The 15586-nt window shown below is 73.6% G+C and carries 14 protein-coding genes; 8 read left to right on the plus strand and 6 right to left on the minus strand.

Going from position 1 to position 15586, the window contains the following annotated elements:
- Positions 1 to 187: 187 nt before the first annotated feature.
- From NOD94_RS27090 to NOD94_RS27100, 3 genes are read right to left on the minus strand one after another with little or no spacing between them, the layout of a single operon-like run.
- Positions 188 to 1003: a hypothetical protein gene (locus tag NOD94_RS27090; protein ID WP_281208731.1), complete on the minus strand. Its 816-nt coding sequence runs from the start codon at positions 1001 to 1003 to the stop codon at positions 188 to 190.
- A gap of 26 nt (positions 1004 to 1029) precedes the next feature.
- Positions 1030 to 2409 carry an ATP-binding protein gene (locus tag NOD94_RS27095; RefSeq protein ID WP_281208732.1) on the minus strand — a complete coding sequence of 460 codons (1380 nt, stop codon included), beginning with the start codon at positions 2407 to 2409 and terminating at the stop codon, positions 1030 to 1032.
- Positions 2406 to 3071 (minus strand): response regulator transcription factor, encoded by a 666-nt coding sequence (locus NOD94_RS27100; protein WP_281208733.1) that lies wholly within the window; start codon positions 3069 to 3071, stop codon positions 2406 to 2408. The genes NOD94_RS27095 and NOD94_RS27100 overlap by 4 nt, the downstream gene beginning before the upstream one ends.
- Before the next feature lie 90 nt (positions 3072 to 3161).
- Here NOD94_RS27100 and NOD94_RS27105 point away from each other — a divergent pair, with 90 nt between their 5' ends.
- The 5 genes from NOD94_RS27105 (at position 3162) to NOD94_RS27125 (ending at position 7425) form a co-directional block, all read left to right on the plus strand.
- Positions 3162 to 3680: a hypothetical protein gene (locus tag NOD94_RS27105; protein ID WP_281208734.1), complete on the plus strand. Its 519-nt coding sequence runs from the start codon at positions 3162 to 3164 to the stop codon at positions 3678 to 3680.
- Positions 3665 to 4786, plus strand: coding sequence for an efflux RND transporter periplasmic adaptor subunit (locus tag NOD94_RS27110; protein ID WP_281208735.1), 1122 nt, complete (start codon positions 3665 to 3667; stop codon positions 4784 to 4786). Before NOD94_RS27105 ends, NOD94_RS27110 begins: the two co-directional genes overlap by 16 nt.
- Before the next feature lie 98 nt (positions 4787 to 4884).
- Complete coding sequence (locus NOD94_RS27115; protein ID WP_281208736.1) at positions 4885 to 5619, plus strand: ABC transporter ATP-binding protein; 735 nt, start codon at positions 4885 to 4887, stop codon at positions 5617 to 5619.
- Entirely contained in the window at positions 5619 to 6845 is a 1227-nt protein-coding gene (locus NOD94_RS27120; RefSeq protein WP_281208737.1) for an ABC transporter permease, read from the plus strand. The genes NOD94_RS27115 and NOD94_RS27120 overlap by 1 nt, the downstream gene beginning before the upstream one ends.
- Before the next feature lie 139 nt (positions 6846 to 6984).
- Positions 6985 to 7425: an NUDIX domain-containing protein gene (locus NOD94_RS27125; RefSeq protein ID WP_281208738.1), complete on the plus strand. Its 441-nt coding sequence runs from the start codon at positions 6985 to 6987 to the stop codon at positions 7423 to 7425.
- A gap of 32 nt (positions 7426 to 7457) precedes the next feature.
- On the opposite strand, the gene NOD94_RS27130 is transcribed toward NOD94_RS27125, so the two are convergent.
- The gene (locus NOD94_RS27130) at positions 7458 to 8162 is read right to left on the minus strand and encodes an HD domain-containing protein (RefSeq protein WP_281208739.1); all 705 of its coding nucleotides are present in this window, start codon (positions 8160 to 8162) and stop codon (positions 7458 to 7460) included.
- 113 nt (positions 8163 to 8275) lie between these two features.
- Here NOD94_RS27130 and NOD94_RS27135 point away from each other — a divergent pair, with 113 nt between their 5' ends.
- Positions 8276 to 9235, plus strand: a complete 960-nt coding sequence (locus tag NOD94_RS27135) for a DJ-1/PfpI family protein (RefSeq protein WP_281208740.1) — start codon at positions 8276 to 8278, stop codon at positions 9233 to 9235.
- Between the two features lie 40 nt (positions 9236 to 9275).
- Here the strand turns inward: NOD94_RS27135 and NOD94_RS27140 are convergent, their stop codons facing one another.
- Both NOD94_RS27140 and NOD94_RS27145 read right to left on the minus strand, forming a co-directional pair.
- Entirely contained in the window at positions 9276 to 10520 is a 1245-nt protein-coding gene (locus tag NOD94_RS27140) for a trypsin-like serine protease (RefSeq protein WP_348652355.1), read from the minus strand.
- Positions 10521 to 10532: 12 nt separating this feature from the next.
- Entirely contained in the window at positions 10533 to 11753 is a 1221-nt protein-coding gene (locus tag NOD94_RS27145) for an amidohydrolase family protein (RefSeq protein ID WP_281208742.1), read from the minus strand.
- Positions 11754 to 11885: 132 nt separating this feature from the next.
- On the opposite strand from NOD94_RS27145, the gene NOD94_RS27150 reads away from it, so the two are divergent.
- Both NOD94_RS27150 and NOD94_RS27155 read left to right on the plus strand, forming a co-directional pair.
- Positions 11886 to 15092 carry a BTAD domain-containing putative transcriptional regulator gene (locus NOD94_RS27150; protein WP_281208743.1) on the plus strand — a complete coding sequence of 1069 codons (3207 nt, stop codon included), beginning with the start codon at positions 11886 to 11888 and terminating at the stop codon, positions 15090 to 15092.
- Between the two features lie 185 nt (positions 15093 to 15277).
- Positions 15278 to 15460: a hypothetical protein gene (locus tag NOD94_RS27155; protein WP_281208744.1), complete on the plus strand. Its 183-nt coding sequence runs from the start codon at positions 15278 to 15280 to the stop codon at positions 15458 to 15460.
- Positions 15461 to 15586: the final 126 nt, after the last annotated feature.

Here is a 15586-nt window from a genome sequence, read left to right on the forward strand (position 1 = left end):
TGTTGCTGTCGTACGAGGTCAGCAGGCGTCTTTCTCAAGGAGTGTGGAGTGCCATCGGTCATCGTTGGGCGCACGGGAGCCGGGGCCGGTCGGCGCCGGGGCGAGTCGGAGCCGGGGCCGGTCGGTGTCGGACAGGGGCGGGGCGGGCGGGGCGTCCCGTGACGACGTGCCCGGCTCGGCCGTGGGGTCAGAAGCCCGCCGGGCCCATCGCGATGACCGGCTTCGCCGCCGGGTCGAGGGTCGTGAGGAGCGTCTGCATCGCGTCCTTCGGGATGCCGACGCAGCCCTGCGAAGGACCGTCGTGATCCACGTGCAGCCAGATGTTGCCGCCCTTGCCCTCGCCGTCCGGCTTCGCCGGGTCCAGCGGGGACACGCCCTGCTTGCGGTTGAAGTCGATCGCCACGACGTAGTCGAAGGAACCCGCCAGGGACTCGCCGTTCACGCCCCGGCCGGTGGCGACGAACGCGGCGTCCCGGTCGTACGGCAGCCGGGTGCCGGGCGGGGCGGCGAGCAGGCCGCCCGCGTCGGTGAGGGAGAACACGCCCTGCGGGGACGTCAGGTCCCCGTACGCACGCTCGGTGGACCAGCCCTTGGCCCCGTTGCGGCCCGCCCACTGCGCGGACCGCTTCCAGTCCTCACCGGGCGCGGCCCGCGTGTACAGGGCGACATCGGACTCCGAGGAGTCCTTGGCCCTACCGGTCACCAGCACCAGCTGCCGGGAGTCCGCCGGGATCCTGGCACGCGTGTCCGCGCTGATGCCCGGCAGCCCCTGGAAGGGGTCGGTCCGCTGCACGGTGCGCGCCGCCCGGTCGGCGGTCTGCGGGCGCGCGTCCGAGCGGGTCTGCGGCACCGGCGCGCCGGGAGGCTCGTGCAGCGCGTACAGCCAGCCGGCCCCGAAGACCAACAGTCCCAGGAACGCGGCAACGGTGACGGCCCGCTGCGGTCGACCTGCTGAGGACGAGCGCGGACGGGTACGGGAGCGGGCTCGGGCGTGCTTGCTCATTGAACCGACCGTACATCAGGTGATCTTCAGTCCCGCCGAACGTCCGCCCTCCCGGGCCCAGGTGCCACCGGAAAGCGGACCCGTACCGTCAGCCCGCCGGCCGGCTCCGGATTGGCCTCCGCGAGCAGTTCCGCACCGTGCGCCCGCGCGATCGAGGCGACGATCGACAGGCCCAGGCCGGCGCCCTCACCAGCGGTGTGACGCCGTTCGGCCCGCCTGCGGAACGGCTCCAGCAGTCGCGGCACGTCCGCCGCCGCGATCTGCGGACCGGTGTTGGACACCGTCAACACCCCGTCGGCGGAGGTCGCCACGGACACCCGACCGCCCGCGCGGTTGTGACGTACGGCATTCGCGAGCAGGTTCCGCACCAGGTGCCCGAGCAGCGCCCCGTCGCCACTGACGGTGAGCGGCGCGAGGTCCCGTACGACGGTCGGGGCGGCCGGAGCGGGCGGGGCGGGCGGGGCGGCGTCCGACACTTCCCCCGGCGCTTCCCCCGGCCCGGCGGTCGGCCTTGCGGTCGGTCCGGCTGACGGCCCGGCGGTCGGTCCGCCGCTCGGCCCGCCGCCCGTCGTGCGGTTCGGTCCGCCGGGCGGGAAGACTGCGGCCAGTTCCGTCTCCGCCAGCGCCGCCAGGTCCACGGGCTCCGCCGACTCCAGGCCCTCCTCGGAAACCGCCAACAGCAGCAGCGACTCGATCAGGTGCTCACTGGAGTCGGCCACCGCGATGAGCCGCTCCCGGATCCGGGCCACCTTCTGCGGCCCCGGATCCCCCGCCAGCCCGATCTCGGCGGCGGCCCGCTGCACGGCGACCGGCGTGCGCAACTCGTGCGCCGCGTTCGCGGCGAACCGCCGCTGCGCCGTGACCAGGCCCTCCATCCGGTCGAGCATCCCGTCGAACGTGTCCGCCAGCCGCTTCAACTCGCCCGGCGGGCCCTGGAGGGCGATCCGCTCGTGCAGGTTCGCCCCCGACAACCGGCGCGCCTTCTCGGTGATCACGCCGACCGGACGCAGCACACGGCCCGCCATCCACCAGGCCAACCACACCGACAGCACCGCGAACAGGGCCAGCGCGACGAGGGACACCACCGTCAGCTCGTGCAGCGCGGCCTGTTCGGCGGCGCGGGACACGTTCTTCGTCGCCGCCCACCGCGCGAGCTGCGCATCGGTCGGGGCGACGCCGGGCGGCAGTTTCTGGGCCGGTACGAAGGCCGTCTCGTCCGGGAGGGGATCCCCGGCGCGGACCGGTACCCCGGGCATCACGGTGGTGACGGCGCCGTTGACCCGCGAACCGAGCCCCTTGCGCAGCAGGACGTTGACCAGCGCGACCAGGCCGCCGCCCGCCAGGACCAGCAGGGTGCCGTAGAGCGCGGTGAGACGGGCGCGCTCGGAATGGAGCACCGCTCTCATCGCGGACCGGTGATCCGGTAGCCCGCGCCCGGGACCGTCTCGATCAGCGGCGGCTCGCCCAGCTTGGCGCGCAGCTTGCTGAGCGTGACCCGCACCGCGTTCGTGCTGTAGGCCGTGCCGTCCTCCCACACCCGCTCGATCAGGTCGTCGCTGCTCAGCACCGCGCCCTCGGCGCGGAGCAGCGCCTCCAGCACCGCGAACTCCTTGCGCGAGAGCGCCAGCCGGTGCCCGTCGCGGGTGGCCGAGCGGCGGGCCGTGTCCAGGGCGATCCCGGCCCGCTCCAGGACCGGCGGCAGCGCCGGCTGCGCGCGCCGGCCGAGCGCCAGGACGCGGGCGAGGAGCTCGTCGTAGGCGAACGGTTTGGTGAGGTAGTCGTCGGCGCCGAGGCCCAGACCCTCCACGCGGTCGCGGACGGTCCCGGAGGCGGTCAGCATCAGCACCCGCGTCAGCAGCCGCTCGCGCACCACCTGACGGCAGACCTCGTCGCCGTGCAGCCCGGGCAGGTCGCGGTCCAGGACGAGGACGTCGTAGTCCCCCAGCCGCAGGCGGCTCAGCGCCTCCAGGCCGTCGGCCGCCTCGTCGACGGCCAACGCGTCACGGCGCAACCCCTCGGCGATCATCTCCCGCAGGAACGCCTCGTCCTCCACCACCAGAACTCGCATGGCGTCCTCTCTACAGGAGGAGAACATTTCGCCGTTGTAAGCGGACTGCGAGAGGGAAGCGAAATCCCCCTTTCCCGCACGCTCGGGCCCATGAAGCGATCCCTGACCATGACCACGGCCGCCGCGCTGACCGGCCTGACCCTCTTCGTCACCGCCTGCACGAACGGCGGCACGTCCGGCGGGAGCGACGGCAAGGACGGCGACGGCAAGGGCAGCTCCGCGAGCGGCGGCGGCGGCGGCAAGACCAACGGCGGAGCCGACGCGGACGCGGCCGTGAAGATGCGCCAGTGCCTGCGCGAGCACGGGATGGACGCGCCCGACCCGGAGCCCGGCCAGAACCCGAACGGCATGACCGTCGGCGGCGGCGCGGACCCGCAGAAGATGGAAGAGGCCATGAAGGCCTGCGGGATGAGTGGCCCCGGCGCCGGCAAGGAGCCCACGCAGGAGGAGAAGGACAAGGAACTGCGCTGGGTCCAGTGCATGCGCAAGAACGGGGTGGACCTCAAGGACCCCGAGTACATGTCCGGCGGCATGAAGACGGGCATCGAGATCCCCAAGGGACAGGAGAAGGCCTTCGAGGAGGCCCAGAAGAAGTGCGAAGCGGCCTGATGGCCCGGCGCGGCACGTGGCTTATGGGGACCCTGGCGGTCGCCCTCGCCGTCTCGGGCGGCGGGTACGCCGTCCTCGCCCAGCCCCCTCGGGACGGCGAACGGCAAGAACGCGCCGACGGCCTCCCCCCGGCCACCGCACCGGTGCAGCGCGGCGACCTCAGCGCGGGTCTCCAGGTGGAGGGCACCCTCGGCTACGCACAGGAACGCAAGCTGAGCGCGCCGGGGCCCGGTGTCCTCACCTGGACCGCCCCCGAGGGTTCGGCGGTCGAGCGGGACGCGAGGCTGTACGAGATCAACGGGAAACCGGTACGGCTGATGTACGGGTCGACGCCCATGTACCGACCGCTGAAGGCGGGCGACAGGGGCGAGGACGTCAAACAGCTGAAGCGGAACCTGATCGCCCTCGGGTACGGAACCGGTCTCGACGCCACGGACGCCACCTTCACCACGGGCACGACGGCTGCGGTGAAGCGCTGGCAGAAGGCCCACAAGGGGCAGGAGACCGGTGAGGTCGCGAAGGAGGACATCGCCTTCGCGACCGGCCCCCAGCGAATCAAGCGGAACGACTCGGCCGTCGGCGACGAACCCGGACCGGGCAAGCCGGTGCTCACCGTGACCGGGACCGAGCGGATCGCCCGCCTGCAACTGGAGGCGGCGAAGGCGGAAGCGGCGCGGACCGGCGACAAGGTGACCGTACGGCTGCCCGGAGGCGCCAGTGCCGCCGGGAAGATCGACTCCGTCGGCGGCACGGCCGGCACGGACGACCCGAACGGCGGCGCGGGCTCCGGGGGCGGTGCTGGGGGCGGTGGCGACAAGAAGCCCAAGGTCGAGGTGAACGTCGTCTTCGACAACCCCGGCGACGTCAAGGGCCCCGACCAGTCCCCCGTCTCGGTGCGACTCACCGGCGAGACCCGCAAGGGCGTCCTGTCCGTACCGGTCAACGCCCTGCTGGCCCTGCCCGGCGGAGGCTTCGGCGTCCAGGTCGTCGAGAACGGCCGGACCCGCGACGTCAAGGTCGAGCTCGGCATGTTCGGCAACGGCCGCGTCGAGGTGACCGGCGACGCCCTCAAGGAGGGCACGCAGGTGGGGGTGCCGAAGCTGTGAACCGGCACGCACCCGAGCCGGGGCCCGCACCCGAGCCGGGGCCCGCACCCGAGCCGGGGCCCGCACCCGAGCGACCGACGGGGCCCGTACCCGAGCCCGTGACGGAGCACACGACCGCCCGGACCGCGGAACTCCACGCGCACCCCGTCGTCGAACTGGCCGGGGTGACCAAGGAGTACCCCGGCGGGGTCACCGCCCTGCGCGGCATCGATCTGACCGTCATGAACGGCGAACTCCTCGCCCTCGTCGGCCCGTCCGGCTCCGGCAAATCCACCCTGCTGCACATCGTCGGCACCCTGGACCGGCCCACCGCCGGCCGCGTCGCCATCGCCGGCCACGACGTCGCGGCCCTGTCCGACCGGGCCCTGTCGGCGCTGCGCTCGCGCCACGTCGGGTTCGTCTTCCAGTCCTTCCACCTCGTACCGGGACTCAGCGCCCTCGCGAACGTCGCCGAGGGCCTGCTCTACTCCGGGCTCCCCCGCGCCGAACGCGGCCGCCGCGCGGCGGCCGCCCTGGAGCGGGTCGGCCTCGGCGACCGGACGGACCACCGGCCGCACGAACTGTCGGGCGGGCAGAAACAGCGCGTGGCCATCGCCCGGGCCGTGGCGGGCCGACCCGACCTGCTGCTCGCCGACGAACCGACCGGCGCCCTGGACACGGCGTCCGGCCGGTCGGTGATGGAGCTGCTGCGCGAACTGAACGAGGACGGGGCCACCATCGCCGTGATCACCCACGACAACGAGATCGCGGCGAGCCTGCCCCGCCAGGTCCGCATCCGCGACGGCGAGATCGTCGCCGACCTGTGGAACCCGTCCGGGACGGAGGCCGCCTGATGGGCTCCCGTACGAGAACCCGCGCGGCCCGGCGCGCACGGCTCACCCCGCCCCGACTCACCCCGCGCGACGTCCTGCACGCGGGCTCCGCGGGGCTGCGCTCGCGGCCCATGCGGGTGTTCCTGTCGGCCCTCGGCATCGCGATCGGCATCGCGACGATGATCGCGGTGGTCGGGATCTCCTCGTCCAGTCAGGCCAAGCTGCTGCGCGAACTCGACAAGCTGGGCACGAACATGCTCGTCGCGACCCCGGGCCAGGGCATGTTCACGGGACAGGACACCACGCTCCCTCGGGACGCCCCCGCCATGATCGGCCGCATCGACGGCGTCGTGTCGGTCGGGACGACCGGCGACGTGGCCCAGTCCGTCCGCAGGTCGGAGAACATCCCGGCCGGCGAAACGGGCGGCATCACGGTCAAGGCCGCCAAGGACGACCTGCTCGGCACCCTGCGGGCCCGCACGGGGCGCGGCGCCTGGCTGAACGGCGCCACCGGCCGCTACCCGGCAGTCGTCCTCGGGCACGTCTCGGCCCAGCGACTGGGCATCACCGAGCCGGGACAGCAAGTCTTCATCGGCGGCCGCTACTTCACGGTGACCGGCATCCTGGAACCGGTGCCGCTCGCCCCGGAGATCGAACGCTCGGCCCTGGTCGGCTGGACGGCGGCCGAGGAACTCCTCGGCTTCGACGGCAACCCGACGGCGGTGTACGAACGCTCGGCGGACGACCGGGTGGCGGAGGTCCGCGACCTCATCGCCCGGACGGCGAACCCGAAGACCCCCAGCGCGGTGTCGGTGACCGACCCGTCGGCCGCGCTCCAGGCGAAGGCCGCCACCGAGGGCGCCTTCAGCACCCTCCTCCTCGGGCTGGGCGGGATCGCCCTCCTGGTGGGTGGTGTCGGAGTCGCCAACACCATGATCATCTCGGTGTTGGAACGCCGCCACGAGATCGGCCTCCGCCGCTCGCTCGGCGCCACGAAGGGACAGATCCGCATCCAGTTCGTCACCGAGTCACTGCTCCTGTCCGGCCTCGGGGGCCTGGCGGGCATCGCCCTCGGCGGAGCCGCCACGGCGGTCTACGCCCGGGCGGGCGACCTCCCCTGGGTAGTCCCCCTCTGGGCGGTCACGGGCGGCTTCGCGGCCACCCTGGCGATAGGCACCCTGGCCGGCCTCTACCCGGCGGTCCGCGCGGCCCGCCTCTCCCCAACGCTGGCGCTGCAGGCGGGGTAGGGGGCGGGGGGTGTGGTGCTGGGCTGCCCCCGACCCCGCCCAGCCCCCACCACACCCCCCACCCCAGACCCCGCCCACCCCCCAACCCCACCCCGCACGCCCCTCCCTCCTCCCGGCCCCCCAGTCGTACGCTGAAGCGATGAGAACTCCACGTCAGGCAGCTCGCATTGTGGTCCTCTCCCCGAGCGGATCGGTGTTCCTGTTCCGGGAGAACAACATCGAGGTCGGCATCCACTGGCTGCCGCCGGGCGGGGGGATCGATCCCGGCGAGACGCCCGAGGAGTGCGTGCGGCGCGAGTTGCGCGAAGAGACCGGGTGGACCGATCTGGAGCCGCAGCGGCTGCTGTGCACCTGGGAGCACGACTTCACCCACCAGGGCATTCCGGTCCGCCAGCACGAGTACATCTACGTCACCACCGGCCCGGCCCGCGAACCCGTCCTCGAAGCCCCCGACATCCACTGGCAGTGGGTCTCCCGGGAGCGGCTCGCCGCCCTCGGCGAGCCGCTCTGGCCCCCGCGCCTGCCGGACCTGCTCTCCGGCCGGGACCTGAGGCCCGTTCACCTGGGCCTGTTGGCCTAGGGGTTGTGCGGGCCGGTCGTGCGGTGGGGTGGTCACTCCTCCCAGCGGGAGTCCCGGATCACCGACACGAAGTCACCGGGGGCGTGGTCGGGCACGAAGTGCCGCAGCACGTCCGCCTTCACGTTCCCGAACGTGGTCTCCGGCTTCGGGGCGATGCCCTCGGTGAAGGCCTCCAGGATCCGGCGCTTGAAGTCCGGGCGGGGGTGCAGTGCGGTGATCTCCTCCCGGGTGGCCGCGTCGAGTTCGTCGAAGCCGAGACCCAGGACGTCGTACTCGACGCCCGCCGTGACGAGGGCCACCTCCGGCTCCATGAACTCCGGGATGCCCGGGGTGGTGTGCAGGGCGATCGCAGTCCAGACCCGGCGGATGCCCTCCTGCGGGACCCCGTGGCGTTCCAGGAAGCGTCGGGCCTCGTCCGCCCCGTCCACCTCGAACCGTCGACCGCTGTCCCTGAACTCCGCACCGAGCCCGAGGTCGTGGAACATCGCTCCGACGTAGAGCAGTTCGGGATCGTGGGCGATGCCCCTCCGGCGTCCCAGCAGGCTCCCGAACCAGAAGACCCGGCGCGAGTGGTGGTAGATCAGTTCGCTCGTCGTGTCCCTCACCAGTGCCGTCGCCTCGGCGGCCAGTGCGCTGTCGGGTACGGAGATCCCTGCCGCCGCGCCCCCGTACGCGCCCGTGTCCCCGTACGCGCCCGTATTCGCGTACCTGCCGGTGTCCGTGGTCCGTGCGTTCATTGCGTGCTCCTCTCGACGTGCCCCCACATTCCTCCGACGCGGGCAGCGCCCGCCATGTCCGTGGAGCCACGTACCCCACGGATCCGGACACGGCGGGCCGCTACCGTGTCCGCATGGTCGCTCCCCACCCCGTCACCGTCCTCGCCTTCGACGGCGTCCGGCTGCTGGACGTCGCCGCGCCGCTGGAGGTGTTCAGCACTGCGGGCCGGCCCTACGCCGTGCGGGTCTGCACCCCCGACGGCGGCCCCGTCCGCACCTCGACCGGCCTGCGGATCGACGCCGACCTCCCGGCGGCGGCGGTCGCCCGCACCGCGACACTGGTCGTCCCCGGGCCCGCCGACCTGGCGACCCTCGCCGGCGACCCGTCGCTCGTCGCGCTCGTCGCCGGTCTGGCCGGGCGCGCGCAGCGGGTCGCCGCCGTCTGCACCGGGGCGTTCGCGCTGGCCGCGGCGGGGCTGCTCGACGGCCGCCGGGCCACGACCCACTGGGAACACGCGGCCGAGCTGGCCCGCTCGTACCCGGCCGTCACCGTCACCCCCGACGCCATCCACGTCCAGGACGGGCCCGTCCTCACCTCGGCCGGAGTCACGGCGGGAATCGACGTCTGCCTCGCGCTCGTGGAACAGGACCTCGGCCCCGAGGCCGCTCGCCGGGTCGCCCGCGACCTGGTCGTCTTCATGCAACGGCCGGGCGGTCAGTCCCAGTTCTCGGCGGCGTCCCGGACCTCGCCCACCCGCGATCCGGTCCTGCGTCCGTTGTTGGACGCGATGGTCGCCGACCCGGCGGCCGATCACGGCCTTCCGGCGCTCGCCCGGCGGGCCGGACTCAGCACCCGTCACCTCTCGCGCCTCTTCAAGGCCCACACCGGCACCACGCCGGCCGTCCACCTGGAGTTGCTGCGGGTGGAGAGCGCGCGGATGTTCTTGGAGCGGGGTGAGAGCGTCACGACGACCGCCCGCCTCAGTGGCCTGGGCAGCGACGAGTCCCTGCGGCGGGCCTTCGCCCGCCACCTCGGCACCACGCCCTCCGCCTACGCCTCCCGTTTCCGCACCACGGTGATCGGCATCGGCTGAACCCGGTGGGCGAACGGCCCGTCCGGCGGGGCGGGCCGGGTCAGCGGCCCGTGGTGGCCTTCGCGTACAGCTGGGCGGCGTAGTCGCCGAGGATCGTGCTCGTGGAGACGTCGTCGGTGTCGCCGCCCGTCAGGATGCCGATGATCTTGCTGTCGCGGCTGATCCAGGCGCTGCCGCTCGTGCCGCCCGGGAAGTCGGCGCAGTCGAAGCGCTGTTCGGTCGGGCTCAGCCGGACGGAGGTCGACGTGCAGGTACGGGGCACCTTGCGGTCGGACGGGTAGCCCGTCACGGTGACCTCCTCGCCGGCGCGGCCCGATGTGTCCAGGGCGGCGGCGCCGGTGACGTCCTCGATGGGGCGGCCCTTGTCGTCGGGGGCGAGGCGGGCGAAGGCGAGGTCGTAGTCGTCGTCCGTTTCCTCGGCCCAGCGGTCGTCCTCGAAGACCTCCTCGATCTTCCAGGTGCCGTAGGGGGCGACGCCGTTCGCGTACGCGGGTGCGAAGACGGCGCCTCCCGCGCTGTCGCGCTGCTTGCCCGCGAGGAGGCAGTGCCCGGCGGTGATGATCAGGTTCCTGCCGGGGCTGCGGACCACGGTCGCGGTGCAGAAGTGCTGGCCGTCCAGGCCGCCGGTGAACAGGGCGCCGGTGTAGGCGGCGGGGCCGCCGGGCTGGGGGTTCACGGGTGGCGGCAGCTCGCCCGACAGCAACGGTTTAGGTGCTTGCGATCGCGACGACCCGGTCGGTGTGCCGGAGGGCGCGCCCGACGGCGCGGCCGTCTTGGCCCGTGCGGACGTGGTCGCTTCGGGTGGTGGTGCCAGTTCCGCCACCGCCGCGGAGGCGCCCAGCGCCGCCAAGGCGCACAGCACCGCCGTCACCACGGTCCGTTTGTCCACCGCCACGATCCCAGCCCCTCCCCGCTTTGCCCTGGCGAAGCATGCCTCGCGGGCGACCCGGGGTGCAAGATCGGGGGTGGCCGGGTGGCGCGTTCCCGCCGCCGAGGCCGGAACGGTGCCCCGGGAAGGTCGGTCCGCCGTGCCGGCGGTCACCACCCAGCGCATCGGCCGGCCGGTGACCGCGGCGATCACGTCGTAGTCGCCGTCGTAGTGGAGGACGGTGGCGCCGTGCCGCTCGGCGGTGGCCGCGATGATCAAGTCGGGGAGCGACACGGCCTTCCGGTTGCCCGCCGTGATCAGCCGATCCTGCACCTCCAGCGCACGATCCCAGGCCTCGCCCGGTGTGGGCAGCCGGGCGAAGGCCCCGGGGCCGGCGCGGACGCAGGCCCGGGACAGGCCCCCACTCCCCTACGCCCCCGCCCACAGCCCCTGCGGGGTCAGCCCCAGCAGGTCGATCGCGTTGCCGCGGACGATGCGGTCCACGACGTCCGGGGCCAGGTGGCCCATCTGGGCCTCGCCGACCTCCCGGGACTTCGGCCAGGTGGAGTCCGAGTGCGGGTAGTCGGTCTCGTAGAGGACGTTGCCGACGCCGATGGAGTCGAGGTTCTTCAGGCCGAACGCGTCGTCGAAGAAGCAGCCGAAGACGTGCTCGGCGAACAGTTCGGACGGCGGGCGCAGCACCTTGTCGGCGACGCCGCCCCAGCCGCGGTTCTCCTCCCAGACCACGTTCGCGCGTTCCAGGATGTAGGGGATCCATCCGATCTGGCCCTCGGCGTACATGATCCTGAGGTTGGGGAAGCGCTCGAACTTGCCGCTCATCAGCCAGTCGACCATCGAGAAGCAGCAGTTGGCGAAGGTGATGGTGGAGCCGACGGCGGGCGGCGCGTCCGCCGAGGTGGACGGCATCCGCGAGGAGGAGCCGATGTGCATGGCGATGACCGTGCCGGTCTCGTTGCACGCTTCGAGGAACGGGTCCCAGTCGTCGGTGTGGACGGACGGCAGGCCCAGGTGCGGGGGTATCTCGGAGAAGGCGACGGCGCGCACGCCGCGGGCCGCGTTGCGGCGGACCTCGGCGGCGGCGAGGCGGGCGTCCCACAGCGGGACGAGGGTCAGCGGGATCAGCCGGCCCCGGGCCTCGGGGCCGCACCACTCCTCCACCATCCAGTCGTTGTAGGCCCGTACGCCGAGCAGGCCCAGCTCACGGTCCTTGGCCTCGGTGAAGGTCTGGCCGCAGAAGCGGGGGAAGGTGGGGAAGCAGAGGGCGGACTGGACGTGGTTGACGTCCATGTCCGCGAGGCGTTCGGGAACCGAGAAGGAGCCCGGGCGCATCTGGTCGTAGGTGATGACTTCCAGTTTGATCTCGTCACGGTCGTACCCGACGGCGGTGTCGAGGCGGGTGAGCGGCCGGTGCAGATCCTCGTACACCCACCAGTCGCCGACGGGACCGTCGTCGCCGGGGGCTCCCATGACGGGTGCGAACTTGCCGCCGAGGAAGGTCATTTCCTTGAGGGGGGCGCGGACGATCCGGGGGCCGATGTCCCGGTACTTGGACGGGAGCCTGTCCCGCCAGACGTGCGGGGGCTCCACCGTGTGGTCGTCCACCGAGATGATCTTCGGGAAGGTCTCCATGCCTCACACCGTAGCGCCGATCTGACGAACCGTCAGCTAGTTGGCGGCGGATCGGTCCTCTGCGGACTGACGTGTACGCGCAAGACAGGGCAGACTGGCCCTCAAAACGACGGAAGGCAGGGGGGACGACCGATGGACGGCATACCGGCCATCCCACACCAGCGGAACCACCCCGAGGCGGCCCGAACGGCCCCCGGCCCGGCCGGCACCACCCGGTCCGACACCGGCCCGTCCGACACCGCGTCCGGCCCCGGGCCCCGATCCGGAACCGGATCCGGCTCCGCGTCCGGCTCCGGCCCGTCCGGCACCGCCCCGGCCGCCGGCCCCGCCCGATCCGCCGCCCCGGCTCCTTCCGTCGTCCCCGCCCCCACCCCCGACGGCAACCGGTTCGCCGTCCTCGGCCCCGTCCGGGCCTGGCGCGGCGACGAGGCGCTGCCCTCCGGCAGCCCCCAGCAACGCGCCCTGCTCGCCACGCTGCTGCTGCGCGACGGCCGCACCGTCACCGCGCCCGAGCTGATCGACGCCATCTGGGGCGAGGACCCGCCGCAGCAGGCCCTCGCCACCATCCGCACCTACGCCTCCCGGCTGCGCAAGGTCCTCGACCCCGGGCTGCTCGTCACCGACGCCGGCGGCTACGCGATCCGACTGCGCCGCCCCGAGGCCCTCGACCTCGGGATCGCCCGCGACCTCGCCGCCGACGCCGACCGGGCCCGCTGCGCCGGGGACCGCGCCCTCGCCCTGACCCTGCTCGGCCGCGCCCTTGACCTGTGGGACGGAGAACCCCTCGCCGGGGTCCCCGGCCCGCACGCCGAGACCGAACGGACCCGGCTCGCCGAGTGGCGCCTCCAACTGCTGGAGGCCCGCCTCGACCTCGACCTGGAGGTCGGCCACCACGCCGAGGCCGTCTCCGAGCTCACCGCCCTCACCGCCGCGCACCCCCTGCGGGAGCGGCTGCGCGAGCTGCTGATGCTCGCCCTCTACCGCAGCGGGCGGCAGGCCGAGGCCCTGGCCGTCTACGCCGACACCCGCCGGCTCCTGTCCGACGAACTCGGCGTCGACCCCCGCCCCGAGCTCGCCGCCCTCCAGCAGCGGATCCTGCGCGCCGACACCGAGCTGGCCCGCGCCGAGGACCCGACGCCGGCCGCCGCGCCCGTCACCGTACGCCCGGCACAACTGCCCGCCACCGTGCCGGACTTCACCGGTCGGGCCGCCTTCGTCAGCGAGCTCGGGCACATCCTCGCCGGTGCCGGGGGCGAGGTCATGGCCGTGTCCGCGCTGGCCGGGATAGGAGGCGTCGGGAAGACCACGCTCGCCGTGCACGTCGCCCACGCCGCCCGGCCGTACTTCCCCGACGGCCAGCTCTACATCGACCTCCAGGGCACCGACCTGCGCCCCGTCGAGCCCGAAGCCGTCCTCGGCTGCTTCCTGCGCTCGCTCGGCGCCCCCGACAGCTCCATCCCCGACTCCCCCGCCGAACGGGCCGCGCTCTACCGCTCCCTCCTCGACGGGCGCCGCGTCCTGGTGCTCCTCGACAACGCCCGCGACGCCGCCCAGGTCCGCCCGCTGCTGCCGGGCACCGCCGGCTGCGCCACCCTCGTCACCAGCCGGGTCCGCATGTCGGGGCTCGCCGGGGCGCACCTCGTCGACCTCGACGTGATGAGCCCCGAGGAGGCGTTGCAGCTGTTCACCCGGATCGTGGGCGGCGAACGGGTCGGCGCCGAACGCCAGGCCGCCCTCGACGTCGTCTGCGCCTGCGGGTTCCTGCCGCTCGCCATCCGCATCGCCGCCTCCCGGCTCGCGGCCCGCCGCACCTGGACCGTCTCCGTCCTCGCCGCCAAGCTCGCCGACGAGCGCCGCCGCCTCGACGAACTCCAGGCCGGCGACCTCGCCGTCAAAGCCACCTTCGAGCTCGGCTACGGCCAGCTCGAACCCGCCCAGCAGCGCGCCTTCCGCCTGCTCGGCCTCGCCGACGGCCCCGACATCTCCCTGCGCGCCGCGTCCGCCGTGCTCGACCTGCCCGAGCACGACACCGAGGACCTCCTGGAGGCCCTGGTCGACTGCTCCTTACTGGAGTCCGCCGCACCCGGCCGCTACCGCTTCCACGACCTCGTACGCCTCTACGCGCGCGCCTGCGCCGACCGTGACGAACAGCCGCCGGGCGGCCGCGACGCCGCCCTCGACCGGCTCCTCGACTTCTATCTGGCCACCGCGTCCCGGGTGTACGCGCTGGAGCGCCCCGGCGACCGGCTGCCGGCCCACCTGTCCGCGACCCGCCACCCCGGCCTCGTCCTGACCGAACCGCGCGCCGCCCTGGACTGGCTGTTCGCCGAGGCGGGCCCGCTGCTGGCCTGCGTGCGCCAGGCCGCCGTACGGGCCGGCGCGCAGGCCGACGGCGCACCGGCGGACGGCGCACGGGCGGACGGCGCGGGGGACGACGGCCGGGCCGATGCCCTGCGCAGGGCCGTGGACCTGCTGTGGGCGGCCAAGGACCTCGCCGAGGCGGGCGCGAACTCCAAGCAGTACGAGTCGGCGGCGCTGACCCTGCGCGAGGCCGCCCGGACGACGAAGGACCCGCGGGCCGAGGGCCGGGCCCGCACCACCCTCACCATGGTCCACCTGTTCGCGGGCCGGTTCGCGGAGGCCGACGACGAGGCCCGGCAGGCCATGGACCTGGCCCGCGAGGCCGAGGACCCGCTGCCGAGCTGCTGGGCGCCCAACGACCGCGGGATCATCGCGCTCTACCAGGGCCGGTACGCCGAAGGCGAGCGCTACCTGCTGGAGGCCATCCAGAACTTCCGGGCCGACGGGAACCGCGTCGGGGAGGCCAGCGCCCTGTGCAACCTCTCCCGCATCCACGTCGGGCTGGACCGGCTGTCCAGCGCCATCGACCTCGCACAGCAGGGCATCGCCGTCTACGACCGGATGGGCCTGACCCTGCGCCTGGCCAACGGCCGCTACGCGTTGGGCATCGCGCTCACCCAGGCGGGCCGACTCACCGAGGCCCTGTCGCAGCTCGGCGAGGCCCTGTCGCTGTTCCACGAGAACCGGCAGCCGCTGTGGGAGGGCGTGACCCACTTCCGGCTCGCCGAGGCCCACCTGGCCGCGCAGCGGCCCACACTGGCGGCCAAGCACGCCGAGCAGGCCATCGCCCTGCGCGGGATCGGCGGGGAATGGCGCCGGGCGACGGTGCTGACCGTCCTGGGGAAGGCGCTGCGGTCCCTCGGTCAGGCCGACCGGGCGCGCGCGTGCTGGCGGGACGCGGAGACCGTTTTCGCTCAGCTCGGTTCCGCCGAACTGGCCGAAGTACGCGCGTTGTTGGCGACGGAAGTCGCTGCCTGAACGGCGCCGAGCAGGGCCTTTGCCCGGATGGACGCGGCGTTCATCGTTCGTTTATCGCCGTCCGCCACGATGGGTTCATCGACCCGGAGCACCGGGGGGAGCACCCGGGTCGACGTTGGAGGACCACCCGTTCGGCGGCCACGGGGGAATCGCCGAACGGGCCCGACCCACCATCAGGAGACCCGATGACGACGAACGAGAACGCTTCGCCGCTCGACGATGACATCAGACCGCTCGACAACCACGCCTCGGGCATCGGCAGCAAGCCGCCGGCCCCGCCGGTGGAACCGCCGCTCGAAGCCCAGGGCGAGGCCGGCGGCGAGGAGATCGTGACGCTGGACAACCACGCGTCCGGCACACGCCCGTAGCGGTACCGCACGGGGCACGACCGCACGACGTACGGGGGAAAACGTACGGGGGAATCGTACGGGGGACGTGCGGGCCGACCCCACGGGGGACGTGGGGGGCGTACGGGGGAAAACGTACGGGGGCGC

This window comes from Streptomyces sp. Isolate_45 (genome assembly GCF_024721315.2).
GTDB lineage: Bacteria > Actinomycetota > Actinomycetes > Streptomycetales > Streptomycetaceae > Streptomyces.

Coding starts and splice junctions, on each gene's coding strand:
- NOD94_RS27090 (WP_281208731.1), bottom strand. CDS start 1,003: ATGAGCAAGCACGCCCGAGCCCGCTCCCGTACCCGTCCGCGCTCGTCC.
- NOD94_RS27095 (WP_281208732.1), bottom strand. CDS start 2,409: ATGAGAGCGGTGCTCCATTCCGAGCGCGCCCGTCTCACCGCGCTCTAC.
- NOD94_RS27100 (WP_281208733.1), bottom strand. CDS start 3,071: ATGCGAGTTCTGGTGGTGGAGGACGAGGCGTTCCTGCGGGAGATGATC.
- NOD94_RS27105 (WP_281208734.1), top strand. CDS start 3,162: ATGAAGCGATCCCTGACCATGACCACGGCCGCCGCGCTGACCGGCCTG.
- NOD94_RS27120 (WP_281208737.1), top strand. CDS start 5,619: ATGGGCTCCCGTACGAGAACCCGCGCGGCCCGGCGCGCACGGCTCACC.
- NOD94_RS27125 (WP_281208738.1), top strand. CDS start 6,985: ATGAGAACTCCACGTCAGGCAGCTCGCATTGTGGTCCTCTCCCCGAGC.
- NOD94_RS27130 (WP_281208739.1), bottom strand. CDS start 8,162: ATGAACGCACGGACCACGGACACCGGCAGGTACGCGAATACGGGCGCG.
- NOD94_RS27135 (WP_281208740.1), top strand. CDS start 8,276: ATGGTCGCTCCCCACCCCGTCACCGTCCTCGCCTTCGACGGCGTCCGG.
- NOD94_RS27145 (WP_281208742.1), bottom strand. CDS start 11,753: ATGGAGACCTTCCCGAAGATCATCTCGGTGGACGACCACACGGTGGAG.
- NOD94_RS27150 (WP_281208743.1), top strand. CDS start 11,886: ATGGACGGCATACCGGCCATCCCACACCAGCGGAACCACCCCGAGGCG.
- NOD94_RS27155 (WP_281208744.1), top strand. CDS start 15,278: ATGACGACGAACGAGAACGCTTCGCCGCTCGACGATGACATCAGACCG.